At 33.2% G+C, this 16,884-nt stretch carries 9 protein-coding genes; 6 read left to right on the forward strand and 3 right to left on the reverse strand.

The window, feature by feature from the left end:
• Positions 1-8: 8 nt before the first annotated feature.
• Both K1X16_RS16100 and K1X16_RS16105 read right to left on the reverse strand, forming a co-directional pair.
• Positions 9-1,358, reverse strand: coding sequence for a DEAD/DEAH box helicase (locus K1X16_RS16100; RefSeq protein ID WP_225037128.1), 1,350 nt, complete (start codon positions 1,356-1,358; stop codon positions 9-11).
• A gap of 52 nt (positions 1,359-1,410) precedes the next feature.
• A complete protein-coding gene (locus K1X16_RS16105) occupies positions 1,411-4,947 on the reverse strand; it encodes a TraB/GumN family protein (RefSeq protein ID WP_225037129.1) in 3,537 nt (1,178 codons plus the stop codon).
• 140 nt (positions 4,948-5,087) lie between these two features.
• Between K1X16_RS16105 and K1X16_RS16110 the strand changes: the two genes are divergently transcribed.
• Entirely contained in the window at positions 5,088-6,389 is a 1,302-nt protein-coding gene (locus K1X16_RS16110; RefSeq protein WP_225037130.1) for an anthranilate synthase component I family protein, read from the forward strand.
• 122 nt (positions 6,390-6,511) lie between these two features.
• On the opposite strand, the gene K1X16_RS16115 is transcribed toward K1X16_RS16110, so the two are convergent.
• Positions 6,512-7,201: a hypothetical protein gene (locus K1X16_RS16115; protein ID WP_225037131.1), complete on the reverse strand. Its 690-nt coding sequence runs from the start codon at positions 7,199-7,201 to the stop codon at positions 6,512-6,514.
• A 222-nt stretch (positions 7,202-7,423) separates the two neighbouring features.
• On the opposite strand from K1X16_RS16115, the gene tilS reads away from it, so the two are divergent.
• The 5 genes from tilS to K1X16_RS16140 all read left to right on the forward strand — a co-directional run bounded on the left by tilS (position 7,424) and on the right by K1X16_RS16140 (position 16,873).
• Positions 7,424-8,755: a tRNA lysidine(34) synthetase TilS gene (tilS, locus tag K1X16_RS16120; RefSeq protein ID WP_225037132.1), complete on the forward strand. Its 1,332-nt coding sequence runs from the start codon at positions 7,424-7,426 to the stop codon at positions 8,753-8,755.
• A 62-nt stretch (positions 8,756-8,817) separates the two neighbouring features.
• Positions 8,818-10,440 (forward strand): adenine deaminase, encoded by a 1,623-nt coding sequence (gene ade, locus K1X16_RS16125; RefSeq protein ID WP_225037133.1) that lies wholly within the window; start codon positions 8,818-8,820, stop codon positions 10,438-10,440.
• Between the two features lie 88 nt (positions 10,441-10,528).
• Positions 10,529-12,436 carry a CocE/NonD family hydrolase gene (locus K1X16_RS16130; RefSeq protein WP_225037134.1) on the forward strand — a complete coding sequence of 636 codons (1,908 nt, stop codon included), beginning with the start codon at positions 10,529-10,531 and terminating at the stop codon, positions 12,434-12,436.
• Between the two features lie 185 nt (positions 12,437-12,621).
• Positions 12,622-13,581 carry a YheT family hydrolase gene (locus K1X16_RS16135; protein ID WP_225037135.1) on the forward strand — a complete coding sequence of 320 codons (960 nt, stop codon included), beginning with the start codon at positions 12,622-12,624 and terminating at the stop codon, positions 13,579-13,581.
• Positions 13,582-13,621: 40 nt separating this feature from the next.
• The gene (locus K1X16_RS16140; RefSeq protein ID WP_225037136.1) at positions 13,622-16,873 is read left to right on the forward strand and encodes a T9SS type A sorting domain-containing protein; all 3,252 of its coding nucleotides are present in this window, start codon (positions 13,622-13,624) and stop codon (positions 16,871-16,873) included.
• Positions 16,874-16,884 lie beyond the last annotated feature (11 nt).

Here is a 16,884-nt window from a genome sequence, read left to right on the forward strand (position 1 = left end):
CGTAGTTCTTATTTCTTATTCCGACGATTGTAATTCTTATCACCTCTAGTTTTTGGCTTCTTATATTTTGCAGCAATTTTAAATTTGTAAGAACCACCTAAATTTTCCTTTTGATTTTTTTCCTTTTTCTCATGGAATGCAGGTCCAGGAGCATCTTCATCGCGACGCTTTGTTGGGTTATTACGTTCTCTAATTTGTGGACGTTCTTCCTCGATCAATTCCGTTGAAATTGTAACATCTTCAGGAATTTGGAGCGTTTCAATGTTCATTTGCATTAATTCCTCAATACGTTCTAAACCTTCTTGTTCACTTTCTGTAGAAAACAATATGGTGTGTCCTTCTTGTTCTGCACGACCAGTTCGTCCTATTCTATGCATATAGTTTTCAGGATAATCTGGTGTGTCAAAATTAATAACATGAGATACATCTTCTATATCCAAACCTCTTGCCATAACGTCTGTAGCCACTAATAAGCGATTTTCACCTTCTCTAAATTGCTCAATACTTCGCAACCTGTAATTTTGCGTTTTATTAGAGTGAATAACACAAGTTTCACTTGGAAATAATTCTTCAAGCTTATCAAAAAGTCGGTCAGCCATTTTCTTATAAGCCACAAAAATTAAGACTCTTGAAAAGTTGTCTTTATCGCGAAGTAAATGTTCTAATAAATTGACTTTGGTATAAAAATTAGGCACATCAAAACGTTGTTGCTTTATGTTTTCTAATGGAGTACCAGAAACAGCAATTGCTATTTTTGTCGGATTTTTAAAAAAGTCTGCAATTAAATCATCAACATCTTTTGTCATCGTTGCCGAATACATAATGTTCTGACGACGCGGAGGTAGAATATCAAAAATATTAAGGAGTTGATGTCTAAACCCTAAATCGAGCATCACATCAACTTCATCTATCACTAATTTCTGAATGGATTTTAATTGTAAAACTCTGCTCACAGCCAAATCGTACAAACGACCAGGAGTCGCAACTATTATGTCTTGACCTTGTGCTACAGCTTGTTTCTGCGTATTAATGTTGGTACCACCATAAACACCCAACACACGATTGTTTATGTACTTAGAAAATTTTTCAATCTCACTAACCACTTGTACAACCAGTTCTCGTGTTGGTACCAAAACCAAAACCCTTGGGTTATCTTGTTTAGAGAACTTTAGATTTCGTAAAATAGGCAACATATAGGCAAGAGTCTTTCCTGTTCCTGTTTGCGCAATACCAACGACATCTTTTCCTGAAGCTACCACACTAAATGATTCTTCTTGAATTGGAGTAGGAGTTGTAAACCCTAAATCGTCTAAGGCGTTATATAAAGGTGTATTTAAATTAAGATCTTGAAAAGTCACGTTGCTGATTTAAGGTGCAAAGATAGTTGTTAATAGCTGAAATTTTCTACAACTATAAAAAATCTGTAATTAGTGTCTCTATTTTAGCTTCCCATTCATCATCATATTCATCCCAATAGGTGTAAGAATCATACATTTTAAATTCAGTAGTTTGAGCTACGTTTTCAACAGGACCAACAATACCTAAATATGATGTTGTTTCTTTAGACGCTTCATCAATATAGTCGAATTTAACAGCGTAAAACTCAGCATCATCTTTCTTAATGTTCTTCAAAAACGTGATGTCATCTGGATAGCCTCCGTCACCACCTGCATAATTGTAAAAGGACAGTTTAGCAAATTCTTTTTCTTTAAGGTACTTTTTGTCAATAGCTTCAAGTATATTGATTTTATGAAAAGCTTCCATAATCTCAAACCTGAAATATTTATCTTCCAAATAGTCATGTAAAAGCGTGTCTGAAATGGAGTAGTTATTATACACACGAGCAGTAATAGCCAATAACCTCAGCCATTTATTATTATCATCTTCTTTTAAAAGTTTTGAGGTGAAAGCATTACTAATACTATCGTCATATTTTACGGTATTAAAACTACTTAAGTAAGCCACCATTATATTATAATAGGTGTAATCATATTCGTTTTCGTTTTCATCTGAAAGTGGAGGCAGATTAAAATACACTTCAGCATCTTTAGTTAAATAATCTAGTATTTTGTTATAATTTGAAACGATAACATTCTCAGTGTCTAATCCGGAATCATAAAGGTCATTTGAAATATAGATAAGGTCGTCTCTGTATTTGGTTATTGGTAATAATGTTAACAGCTTATTGTAGTTTTCTAAGGTATAATTTAAGGAATCTCTAAAGGGTTGCAGCAAGCTGTATTCATAAGAGCTTTCTTGTGTTGGAGGATTTGAAAACAATAATTTATTGTAAAGTGGTAACGATTTTTCTGATTCAATATCTTGAATAGCAAGCAGAATGGCTGTTTTTAAATCGTCTGAAGTAGTGGTTTTATTATAAAATGTTTCAAGGTCTTCTAGAGAACTTTCATCGTTAATTAAACTATATTCATTAATTAAATAAGCCTTTATAACATCGTTAGTTTCATCTGAAAACTTGTGATTAAGCGCTTTATTTATAACTGGCAAATCATCTTTATCAAACTCATAATACTCAAAAGCTCTTAAAGCATAATTGTAAACTGTTGAATCTTTTGACTTTAAATCTTCAATAATGTATTGCGCTTTAGATTCAGAAATATTGATTTTAGAGCTTACCGGTTTTACATCAATAGAGCTAAATATGTCTTGCACAATACCCGTTTGCATTTCTTCTTCTGTTACAATAGCTTTAGCAATATGCATTCTGTAGTTGTTGTACCAAATCTGGTTAACCGTAACACGACTCGTCTTTTCAAATAATTTGTTTTTCACTGTAAACTGAATCAATGAATCGCCATTCTTAACTATGGTTTTTTCGTCAACAATGCTATCATTATATTCGAGGATGCCATTTTTATAGTCGTCAATAAACTTTTTATGAGATTTTAATCTGAAGTATTTACCAATATTATTATAACCATACTGATAAATGCTACCAGTATTTGGGTTTACAGTTGTGTAGTCGTGAGAATCAATAACATTAGAGTCGCCAAGATCTAGTGTATCTATGGTTTCACTTGCCCTTTCAAACAGCTTTATTTTAAAATCTTTATTTGGTGATTCGTAATCGGTAAGTTTTGATTCTTTATATGGTAATAATTTAAAACTATCGAAAAAGAGGTCGTCTACACTAACTTTATCTGTTTCATTAAGTTTTTGTTTTAGTAATAGATACGTTCTGTTTCCTCTGAAATAGGCACGTACAATACAATGGAATTTGTTGTTAAGTAGTATTTCATATTCTCTACCTTCAAAACCATCTAAATCAATAACTTTAGGTTCTGACAGTAATTTAGAGGTTTGTGTTAATCCATTTTCGGTTTCTTTAAATGCAACGGCAGGATTTTGAAGAAAATATCCCATGGGTTGGTCGTTATACCGAATCAAATAGTTATTTAAGTTTTTGGTGTCAGTGGCCATATAAAGGTTAAGGAAATAGGGCTCACCTTCAGGATCAATAGGATTTGCTTGTTCTCTAGAGACCTCTTTTGCATCCGCAGGTATTTGAATGGTGAAAGCACCATTTTCGCTTTTAAATTCTCGCCATCCTGTAGTTTTCTTTTTAGGCTTTATACCATCGATAGTAATTGAATTAAAGTAACGATCAACATAGTTTTCGTTGATTTGTTCTTTTGTTGTTTCAACTGAGAAATAATAAAAATGATTATACTTAATAACAAATCTTGCTTTTATAATTTTGTTGTTTGATATTTTGTACAAAATATCGTAGCCATATTTATCTGTATCAGTTAGTTTTTCACGACTAATAATTTCACCTTCTCTTTTTTCAATAATGTTAGAAATCATGGCTTCTAATAAGGTGTCAATTTGAGGCTGTGCTAAATTGTAACCCGTGTCAAATCCCATAAAAAGGTAGCTGGTACTTGTTGGAAAATCGCCATAGCCATGGATAATAAACTTATCGAAATCTTGATGTATGTTTGGTGCTTTTGGAACTTCAAGTTTAAACCCTAATTCTTGATCTATATAGTTATACCAATAGCCTTTTGATGTGTCAATTTTATAAGTATCTGCAACACCAGTAAATTTGGCATCAACGACGCTCACATTGTAACCTTCCTTTTGTAACAGTTCAATAACATTTTCTTTTCCAACTAAGTGAGCTGCACCAACTCCAGCAAACAGACTGCCTTTTTTCATAATGTCTATAATGCTATTTTTCATCACTCTATTTCTAGAGATCATGACATCATCAATAACATCGTGTTCATTTATAAACTCTTCGATTTTATCTAAATTACCAGTAGCATATATTTTAGTCATTATTTCTTTTGTTCTATTGATGCTATCTACATCAACATCTAAATGACTTAAAATTTTATTTATTTTTTGATCATCCGAAAGGTTATCAAAATAATTAATTTGGTCATCGATATCTTCTAAACCAACAATAGTTTTATTCATTGTTTGTGCCTGACTTAAAAGGTAAAAATCTACAAAAGTTGCTTTGTCATCATCTTTGTCAATATCTGGAATAAGCATGCTTACAATCTGATCTGGACTCATAATTTCTGAATCCACTAAAGAATACTCATTAACCTCTTCAAAACGTTTTAAAAGTCGTTTATAATCATTGGGTTGTAGTAGGTTTTTATAGAAATCATTTGCAGTGATGTCGTACTCTTTTCGCATTATAGCCGTCATTAGAGAGTCGGCATTAACTTCTAAAGCAAAGAACTCTGAACTTTCTATGGCAGGCATTACAGCGTCACTAAAGTTAAAAACTCTAGCATCATCTATATGCATTGTTCCGAAGAGGTACGACGGAGATTCTAAGTTGTTGCCTTCTATTTTCCAAAGTAATTCATAAGGGCTGTGCTCTTGTGAAAAACCAGAATACGATAAGAAGAAAACGAAGATTAAAATGTAAAACGAAACATTTTTATTGAAGCGGCAACAATTCATGTTTAAGATTTAATAGGTGAATAAGTAGCAAAATAGTATACTTTTTAGGAAAATGCTCAATTTGTTAAAATAAAATGAAAAGATATATTATATTTTATTTCAAAGTATTCTGATTAATTTTGTAGTCTACAATAACAGTATTGAGAACCGAATATTCCCATAGTATAACAAATGCCGACACATTTAAACTTCAACTTTTAAGTTGGAGTCAGCAATTTGATGATGTCGTTTGGTTAGATTCTAATAACCACAAAGATAAATACAGTAACTATGATGCTGTTTTGGCTGTTGATGCTTTTACAACGATACGTACCGATTATTTTGATGCATTTGAACGTTTAAAAGAATATCAATCCATAACCAATGATTGGATATTTGGTTACCTTACTTACGATTTAAAAAACACGACAGAACAGTTAGAATCCAATAATTTTGATGGTTTAGGTTTTCCTGATTTGTATTTCTTTCAACCTAAAAAGCTCTTTTTAATTAAAGATAATTGCGTTGAAATTCAATATCTAAAAATGGTAGATGATGAGATTGAGGATGATTTACGTTCTATTCGCTGTATTGTCACGTCGAGCGCAGTCGAGAAGTCTCAGAATCTAGATGCTATCAAAATCAAACTAAGAATCCATAAAGATGATTATTTTGAAAAGCTAAACCGAATGCTCGCTCATATTCATAGAGGAGACATCTACGAAGCTAATTTCTGCCAAGAGTTTTATGCTGAAGGTAGCGAGATAAACCCATTGGAAACATTTAAGACGTTAAATGATATCTCAAAACCTCCATTTGCAAGTTTCCTGAAATTTGAAAGTAATTATATGTTGTCTGCCTCTCCAGAGCGCTATATTCAAAAAACGGGAGATACTGTAATATCTCAACCTATTAAAGGAACCGCGAAACGTTCTGATAATGAGATTGAAGATTTAAAACTCGCCCAAGACTTATCTAAAGACCCTAAAGAGCGTAGCGAAAATATTATGATAGTAGATTTGGTCCGCAATGATTTATCGCAAACAGCAACAAAGGGAAGTGTAGAAGTTAAAGAATTATGTAAGGTGTATTCGTTTTTACAAGTACATCAAATGATTTCTACAATTCAATCTAAGGTAAAGCCAGAAACCCATCCAGTTGATATTTTAAAAACTACTTTTCCGATGGGAAGCATGACAGGAGCTCCGAAAATTTCAGCCATGAAAATCATAGAAAACCTTGAAGAAACCAAACGAGGTTTGTATTCTGGCGCAGTAGGTTATTTTACACCACATGGGGATTTTGATTTTAATGTTATCATTAGAAGCATACTTTATAATAGTTCAAAACGCTATATTTCTTATTCTGTTGGTGGAGCCATTACAGCAAAGAGCGATCCCTTACTAGAGTATGAAGAATGCTTAATAAAAGCAAAAGCAATGCGTGAAGCTCTGGAAGGATAGCTTTTAATCTCAGTTTCCAGAAATACTATCATTTAGAAAAATTTCTCTATGCATCTTCGTGCCTTCAGTGTAGCTCTGAGTAATATTTTAATTTTCTTAACATCTTAACATCTTAACACCTATTATTCTATATGTCGTCTAAAAGTACGCTTAACCTTATCAAATATAGCTTCAACACGTTTTTGTTCAATCTTCTTAACCTTGGCAATAGATTCAAAATCTAATTTTCCAATGATGTATAAATCCACAATATTAGACACATTAAAAGGCAACCAATTATAAAACTGACTAAATACTTTTGGAGACTGCGATGCAGAAAGGTCTTTAACATCAAAAGCATGTAAAATCGAAGCTTCCTTGTCTGAATATAAATTTAAAGAAATGTCCTCATCTTGATGGTAAGATATATCGTTAAGCTCTGTATTAAGTATATAATCAAAATCACCATCAACAGTATAATCTTCACTTAATTTAGAGATTTCCTTTTTAAGAATTTCATCAGTACTTATGGTGTTTTTATGATAGGCTTCGTTCTTAAATAGCACATTCATAAAGTTATCTACAATTCTAAAAAGTTCTAATTTTATAGCCATTGCATCCGCTTCAACATCAAAATCATCATTGTATAAAATAATAATACTTTCATCGATAAGTCCATTGGAGGAAAACATATTTTTTGGTAAAATACCTGTGGTTTCAGCGATGTAAATTCTGTGTTTTACGTATGGATGAAGATGAGGTAGTGCAGAAAGAACCTTTTTATCGAAGGCAGTTCGTGCAGAATTTGATGTAATATCGTCTTGTACAGTCATAACCTAATAATTTTAAATTCTCTTAAAGATAATTAAAAAGCGATTAGGTTGTTATGATTATTGTCAGTTTAACTTTAGTAGTCTGTCTCAGTCCTCAGTCCTCAGTCCTCAGTCCTCAGTCCACAGTTCACAGTCAGAAGTTATCGTTGTCTCATTTCTCATCTCTCATCTCTAATTTCTTATTTCTTATTTCTCATCAAATAATTTCAATACCTTTGAGAAGTGCTAGTAGAATTTAAAAATCATATCGATAAAAACCTTTCCTTTTTAAAAGAAAGCAAGCTACTAGTTGCTATTTCTGGCGGTATAGATAGTGTAGTATTAGCACATTTATGCCAAACATTAGGACTCAATTTCTCCCTTGCGCATTGCAATTTCAATTTACGAGAAGAAGAAAGTAATAAAGATGAAGACTTTGTGATTGATTTAGCCGAAGGATTAGATGTTGAAGTTTTTATTCAAAATTTTGATACAGAAGTCTATGCAAACCAACACAAACGCTCTATTCAAATGGCTGCTCGTGAATTGCGCTACGACTGGTTTAAAGATTTAGCAGAGCAATTAAATTTCGATTATATTCTAACAGCACATCACGCTGACGATAATCTTGAAACCTTCCTGATTAACTTCACCAGAGGAACAGGTTTAAACGGGTTAACCGGAATTCCGATGATAAACGCTAATGTGGCAAGACCATTATTGCCGTTTTCTAGAGTGCATATTGAAACTTATGCAAAAGATAAAAATATAAGGTGGAGAGAAGATGCGAGTAATGCCTCTAGAAAATACCTGAGGAATAAGTTGAGACACGAAGTTGTGCCAATTTTAAAGGAAATCAATCCGCAATTATTAGACAGTTTTCAGAATACGTTGAGTAATCTTAATGATACCGCGTTAATTGTTGATGAGCAATTACGTGATTTTACTGAGCGCGCTATTGTGTCCGAAGATAACCTTGGTACAACCTATAAAATTTCAGAATTTAAAAACACAAGCAATCCAAAAGCGTATTTGTTTGAAGTTTTTAAACCTTACGGATTTCCAGAATGGAATGATGTCGTGGATTTATTAGAGGCGCAATCTGGTAAATTGGTAAAGTCAAATACGCATCGATTAATTAAACATCGCGACCATTTAATTTTAACAGCGTTATGTCATTCTGAGCCAAGTGAAACATCTCTTATAATTGAAGAAAATAATACTAAGACTGAAACACCGTTTGGGCACCTATTTTTTGATGATGTAGATGCCATTTCTGAAACCTCAAAACACATCATTTACGTTGATAAAGACCTTTTAAAATTTCCCTTAGAATTACGACTCTGGAAAGAAGGAGACAGTTTTCAACCGTTAGGAATGACAGGAAAAAAGAAAGTCAGTAAATACCTTAAAGACGAAAAAAACTCTTTAGTAGAAAAAGAAAATACTTGGGTTTTAACTTCAGGTGATTACGTGATTTGGGTAGTGGGAAAACGTGCAGACGAACGCTTTAAAATCACTAAAAACACAAAATCAATACTTAAAGTTAGTGTTCATTGGAGTGGTGGTAACTAGCTTATTACAAAGTAAATAGGATTTGTTATTTGTTTGTGTGGCAGTAAAATAAATTATATAGTTTGAAATTAAAAGGAAACATAGTAGACATTATAAATCGTAAAATCTTCAAAGGAGAAATTACCATCGAAAACGGTAAAATAAAATCCATTGAAGAAAAAGAGTGCGAAGAAAACCATTACATTTTACCGGGTTTTATAGATGCACACATTCATATTGAAAGCTCTATGTTAGTGCCTTCGGAGTTTGCTAAAATTGCTGTAAAACACGGCACAGTTTCAACGGTTTCTGATCCTCATGAAATCGCAAATGTGCTTGGAGTAAAAGGTGTAGAATTCATGATTGAAAACGGAAAGCAAACCCCTTTTAAATTCAATTTTGGAGCACCATCTTGTGTGCCAGCAACGAGTTTTGAATCGGCTGGAGCGATTATCGATTCCGATGACATAAAAACCTTAATGGCAAATCCAGATATTAAGTATTTAGCCGAAATGATGAATTATCCTGGTGTTATTTACGATGATGCCGAAGTTTTAAAGAAAATAGACTGGGCAAAACAGTATAATAAACCCATTGATGGTCATGCACCAGGATTACGAGGCGATGATTTAACCAAATACATTTCTGCAGGGATTTCAACAGATCACGAATGTTTTACTTACGAAGAAGGTCTAGAAAAATTAAAAAAAGGCATGAAGATCATTATCCGAGAAGGTAGTGCCGCAAAAAACTTTGAAGCCTTAATTGACTTACTAGACGAGCATTATGAGGATATGATGTTTTGTAGCGATGACAAGCATCCAGATGATTTGTTACTTGGGCACATTAATCAGGTCTGTGCTCGAGCGGTAGCAAAAGGCAATGACATTTTTAAAGTATTGCAGGCAGCTTGTGTGAACCCTGTTAAACACTACAACTTAGATGTTGGTTTATTACATGTTGGTGATGATGCCGATTGTATTGTGCTAGAGGATTTAAAAGATTTTAAAACACTTCGAACGTATATCAATGGTGACTTAGTTTGCGATAACGGAGTTTCAAAAATAAAACATGTTGCGTTTCAAAACTTAAATAATTTCAACACGGCTAAAAAAGAAGTTTCTGATTTCAAATTTGAATCTAAGGCAAAAGATATCAGAGTTATTGAATGCTTAGATGGTGAACTCGTAACTAATGAAATCATTGCCGCGTCTACAATTAAAAATGGCAATCTAGTGTCAAACACTAAAACAGATATTTTAAAAATGACGGTTGTAAACCGTTATAATAACGATAAACCTGCATTGGCTTTTATAAAAAATTATGGTTTAAAAGAAGGTGCTATCGCAAGCTCTGTTGGTCATGATTCTCATAATATTATTGCTGTTGGAGTTTCAGACGAAGCTATTTGTAAGGCGGTTAATCTTTTAATTGAAAATGAAGGAGGTATTTGTGCTATTAGTGACACCGAAGAAAAAGTAGTGCCGTTACCAGTTGCTGGAATTATGAGTGATAAAAATGCAGAAACCATAGGTAAACAATATTCCGAATTAGATAAGATGGCAAAACAGTTAGGAAGTCAGCTTCATGCACCTTATATGAGTTTGTCGTTTATGGCTTTGTTGGTGATTCCGGCTTTAAAGCTGAGTGATAAAGGGCTTTTTAACGGTGGGAAATTTGAGTTTACTTCAGTTGAAGTTGTATAAAACGCTATTATATCCTGTAAGGTTTCTAAAATCTGACAGGTATAATCTTCAAAATTAATTACCTTAGAACCATTAAAATTTAACCAAAATGATTTTCCAAAGAATTTCCCTTTTCTTATTATTTATTATTGCATTTTCAAGTTGTAAATCAGTTGATAAGCCTTCGGATAAAGGCTTTAAAACAATTGAAAAACCTGCCATAGTTGAGGTTGTAGATATCTATAATCCACAAGACCATTACACAAAAAAAGAGGTTATGGTAGAAATGCGAGACGGCATTAAACTCCATACGACTATTTATGCCCCAAAAGATACGTCTAAAACCTATCCGATTTTAATGATGCGTACGCCATACAGTTGCAGACCATATGGAGAGGATCAGTTTAAATCTAAAATAGGTCCTAATAAATACCTTATGGAAGAAGGTAATATTATGGTATATCAAGATGTTCGAGGCCGTTGGAATAGTGAAGGCGTTTACGATAATATGCGTGCTTATATCCCGAATAAAACAGGAACACAATTTGATGAAGCCAGTGATACTTATGATACTATTGAATGGTTAGTAAACAATGTAGAAAACAATAATGGTAAGGTTGGAACTTACGGTATTTCTTATCCAGGATTTTATGCCACCTATTCGTTATTAGATGCGCATCCTGCCTTAAAAGCGGTTTCACCACAAGCCTGTATTGGAGATTTCTTTTTTGATGATTTTATTCATAATGGTGCGTTCTTATTAAGTTACTGGAGAGCAACAGCATTATTTGGTGCTATGAAAGATGAACCAACGACTGAGTCATGGTATAGTTTTCCGAATTTTGGCACAGAAGATCAGCATCAGTTTTTCTTAGATCACACACCTTTAAGTAAATTGAATAAATTTTATGATAGTACCAATGTGTTTATGGAACAAATAAAAACACATGTCACTTACGATGAATTTTGGCAGAGTAGAGGTATTATTCAACATTTAAAAGATATAAAACCAGCAACAATGGTTGTTGGAGGTTTGTTTGATGCCGAAGATTTATACGGTCCATTCAGTACGTATAAAAGCATAGAAAAACATAGTGATAATTATAATACTGTGGTTTTCGGACCTTGGAGTCATGGAGATTGGGCAAGAGGAAGCGAAAGACAAGTGGTCGGGAATATCTATTTTGGAGATGAGTTATCAGATGATTTTCAAAAAAATGTTGAAACTAAATTTTTTAATCATTTCTTAAAAGGTGAAGCGACTGGAGAAACAGGACTACCAGAAGCGCATATGTTTAACACAGGAACTAAAACTTGGGAGTCGTTTGATACTTGGCCACCTCAAAACACGACTAAGGAAAACTATTATATGCAGCCTTATGAACGTTTAACACAGCTGCCAAATAAAATGTATGCTGCTTCTGAATTTGTTAGTGATCCTAAGAAACCAGTTCCATATACCGAAGATATAAAAGTAGGTTTTACACCTCGAAAATTCATGACTGACGATCAGCGTTTTTCATCTCGACGACCAGATGTGCTAACGTTTGAAACTGAAATTTTAAAAAACGACGTTACACTTGCAGGTGATATTTTGGCAAAACTAAACGTATCTACCACAGGAACCGCAGCCGATTGGATAGTAAAAGTGATTGACGTTTTTCCGTCGGATACTAAAAACACAGCAGATGTTCAAGATCATTTAAAACTGAGTAATTATCACATGATGGTGCGAAGTGAAGTCCTGAGAGGACGTTTTAGGAATAGTATGTCTCAGCCTGAACCCTTTGTGCCAAATGAGAAAACTGCAGTTAATTTGAAGTTGCAAGATGTGTTTCACACGTTTAAAAAAGGACATAAGATTCAAGTGCAAGTACAGAGTACATTCTTTCCGTATATCGATGCTAATCCGCAGACTTACGTAGATAATATATTTGAAGCGAAGGAAAGTGATTTCAAAAAGCAAACGCATAAGGTGTTTAATGACTCATCAATAGAGTTTACTGTGCTTAAGTAATGTATAACAATCACATCATAGTTGTCACTTCGGGTGATTTCGAAGCATGAGAAATTGTATCGAGAAGTCTTTAGTCATAAATGCTTTAAATAGTTCTCGATACAAAATTGAAAAAAAGTCAATTGCACTCGAACTGACGTATAGCATAACCACTTTATTAAAAAACTAAAAACAGAATACGGATAATGCCAATTATAGAATCGACCTACAAACCACCATTTTGGGCTAGAAAGAGTTTTGTGTCTACTGTTTTTTCGGGTTTAGCTCGAAAAGTTAATGGTGTAGAACAAACTAGGGAACGTATCATTTTAGAGGATACTGATTTTCTCGATCTAGATTGGAGTTACGCGAAAGAAAAATCTAATAAAGTCATTATTCTGCTGCACGGTTTAGAAGGCAGTGCTCAGCGTCCGTATATTACAGGTGCTGCAAAACTATTTAATGAAAACGGTATCGATGCTTGCGCTGTAAATTTCAGAAGTTGTAGCGGTGAACCTAATTTGTTATTTAGAAGTTATCATTCTGGAGCTACAGAAGATTTAGATGCCGTAGTGCAACATGTTTTATCAAAAGGTCAATACGATGAAATCTATATCAAAGGCATTAGTTTAGGAGCTAATATGGTATTAAAATATGTTGGAGAAGGTAGAGCACTTCCTAAGGAATTAAAGTCTGTAATTGCGGTATCAACACCTTGCGATTTAAGAGGGTCGTGTGGAGAATTAATGAGTTTTAAAAACAAACATTACGCGATTCGATTCTTAGCGCATTTAAAAGATAAGTTAAAACCGAAATTAGAGCAATTTCCTAACAGTATATCAGTTACGGATATTGATTCAATTAAAGCTTTAATTGATTTTGACGATGTTTATACGTCAAAAACACATGGTTTTAAGGATGCGTTAGACTATTACGAGAAAGCGAGTTGTCTGCAATTCTTGCCAAATATTAAAATACCATCCTTAATTATTAATGCACTAAACGATTCCTTTTTATCAGCCGAATGCTACCCTGTAAAAGAAGCGAAACAGAATTCTAATGTATTTTTAGAAATGCCTAAACATGGAGGTCATGTTGGGTTTATTCAAAAAGGGAAGGTGTATTATAATGAGCAGCGTGCTTTGGAATTTGTCAGCCAAACTTAATTTATTAATATTTAACTATTTTCGCCCCAAACCGCCTATTATGAAACAACTATCTACAATTCTATTATGTGTGCTTTTTGCACAAACCGTATTAAGTCAGACAATCGATTTTCCTGATGCTAATTTCAAGGCTAAATTGGTAAGTCAGAGCCAGCCAACTATAGATACTAATAACGATAATGAAATTTCGGTGTCTGAAGCTGCTGCTGTAACGGGGCGATTAAGAGTACGCGGTTCAGGAGGAACTACAGGGCGAATTTCTGACCTTACAGGGATTGAGTTCTTTATAAACGCTACAATATTGGAGGCTGAGGATAATGAGTTAACCACAGTGGATTTAAGTAGCAACGTTGCTTTAGTGGATATTGATTTAAATAGTAATAATTTAATTTCAGTTGATTTTTCTAATAATACAGCTTTAGAGGTTATTGATGTAAGTAATAACGATCTAGTTAGCTTAGATGTATCGAGTAATGTAAATCTTAGGGTATTGAGTTGTATAAATATGCAGATGACTGCTTTGAATGTTAGCAACTGCACCCAACTTGAAGAATTAAACTGTGCTATCAATCAATTTACAACTTTAGATTTAAGTTCTAATACAGCTTTAAAAACATTGTTTGCACATTCACTTTCTCAGCTTACTAATTTAGACCTCTCTAATAATGTGTTGCTAGAAACTATAGATTGCGGTGGTGGTGGTTTTTCTACCTTAGATGTTTCTTATAATACATCGTTAACGGAATTACGATGTTCATATGGTTCGGTATCGAACCTTGTCTTTGGTCCAAATAATACTATGTTAACATATTTGGAGTGTCAGCAATCACCTATATCGACGATTGATACGTCATTGCTTTCTGGCTTAACAGATTTAATACTTAATGACAGTCAATTTACGGCAATTGATGTTTCTCAAAATTCAAATTTAGAAACTCTAGAACTAGATGATAATCAACTAACAACTGTAGATATTGAAAGTAATCTGCAATTAAACACATTGAAAGTTGAAGCTAATCAATTGCAGACCGCTTATTTAAGAAATGGAAATAATAACCTTCTTGCAACCTTAAGACTTCAATACAACCCGGATTTGTACTGTGTTTTTGTGGATGATGCTAATATAAACTATGGCAATTGGTACAGGGGTGGAGCGGTGACTTTAGTGGAAACGGAAGCAGAATGTGCTGCTGCATCAGAGGTAACATTAATTCCAGACATTAAGTTTGAACAAGAATTAATAAGCCAAGGTTACGATACAAGTCCTTCAAATGGAGAGATTCCAACATCAAAAATAAACACCATTACGGAATTAGATATTGAAAGCTCTAATATTACGGACTTAACAGGTATTGCCGATTTTGAGGCTTTAGAAATCTTAAGTTGTGCTTACAATAATATTGATCTTATTGATGTTTCAGATGTCTTGACTTTAAAGCGTTTAAGTGCAAATTATGCTGGTGCTGAAAACGTTGTTTTGGGTGATAATCCAAATCTAACATCAGTGAGTTTAACAAGTAATAATTTGGTTTCATTAGATGTTTCTGGTTTGCCAGCATTAACAGGTTTAGGGGTTGGTAATAATGATTTAACAGCTTTAGATGTTACTAATAATTTAGCATTATCTGCGTTAACGGTTTATGGTAATCCTCTTGCAATATTAGATTTAAGAAATATTAATATTAGAACGTTGAACTGTACTAATACATTAATAGAATATTTAGATTTAAGTAATAGTACCAATATGAATATATTTTATATCGGTAATAACCCGAATTTAACTTACGTGAATTTTAAGAGTGGAGGAAATGATAATATTGACCAGATATATTCAACAACCTTTCCAGGACTTCCTAGTTTAGAAACTATATGTGTTGATGATGTCGGTAATTTATTAGCATTGAGAATTCAGGCACTTACGGATCAAGACATAAATATTACAGAAGATTGTTTAAATCAAGTTACAGGAGTGGTGCAATACGACAATGGCAACGATGGTTGTGATGCAGCAGATTTTAAAATTAAAAACCTAATGATACAGTCTGAGAGTGTTGTAGATACTACGGCAACGTTTACAAGTGTTGAAGGTGGGTATGTTAACTATGTTTCATCTCATACGTATGTCACATCTTTAGAGTCTAGTCTGCCCGATTATTTTACTGTTATGCCTCAGTCGCAAACTACGGTTTTTTCGGATTTTAATAATACAGAGTTGATAGATTTTTGCATTCAGGCCAATGAAATTGTAGACGATCTAAATGTGATGCTATTGCCTGTTGATCCTGCAAGACCAGGCTTTAATACTACTTATGAATTAATCTTTAGTAATATTGGAACAACACAATTAGATGGTTCGGTAGTTGTAACTTTTGATGATACTATGCTTAATTTTTTATCGGCTAATGAAACTATTACGTCTCAAACAGCAAGTAGTCTAATGTTTGACTTTACGGATTTAACGCCTTTTGAGTCAAGAACAATTAAGTTAGAGTTTAATGTATTTACGCCGCCTACTGTAAATAGTGATGATGTGTTGGTGTTTACATCAGAAATTCTTCCTATAAATTCAGATATCACGCCAGAAGATAATAGTTATACCTTAGAACAGATTGTGGTAAATTCTTACGATCCAAACGATAAACGTGTATTGCAAGGTTCAGAAATTTTTGAAGAAGAAAAAGGGAATTATTTAGATTATATTGTACGTTTTCAAAATACAGGAACAGCAAGCGCAATCAATGTGAGAATTGAAGATGTTTTAGATCAAAAATTAGACTGGACTACGCTTCAGCCATTAAGTTCTAGTCATAGTTATAATGTGCAAATTACAAATGATAATCAAGTTGCTTTTATCTACGATAATATTAATCTGCCTTCACAAGCTGATAGTGAAGCACTTTCTCAAGGTTTTATAGCCTTTAGAATTAAACCAAAATCTAATGTTGTTATCGGAGATATCATTAGTGGTGAAGCTAGCATTTATTTTGATTTTAACTTACCAATTATAACAAATACAGTAAATACTGAAGTTGTTGAAACTTTGAGTATTGGTGAGTTTAATATACAAACTATTCAACTATATCCAAATCCGACAAACAACAAATTAGTAATCGCATCAAATAAAATTATTGATAGATTAGCTGTTATTGATATTAATGGTAGAACGTTAAATGAAATTGAATTATCTAACCTAGAATACAGTTTAGATGTTTCAAGTTTAATAAAAGGAGTTTATTTCTTAGAGATTCAATCTGGTGATACAAAAATGACTAAAAAGTTTATTAAAAATTAAGTTTATATGTT

It is taken from the genome of Winogradskyella sp. SM1960, assembly GCF_020179375.1.
GTDB lineage: Bacteria > Bacteroidota > Bacteroidia > Flavobacteriales > Flavobacteriaceae > Winogradskyella > Winogradskyella marina.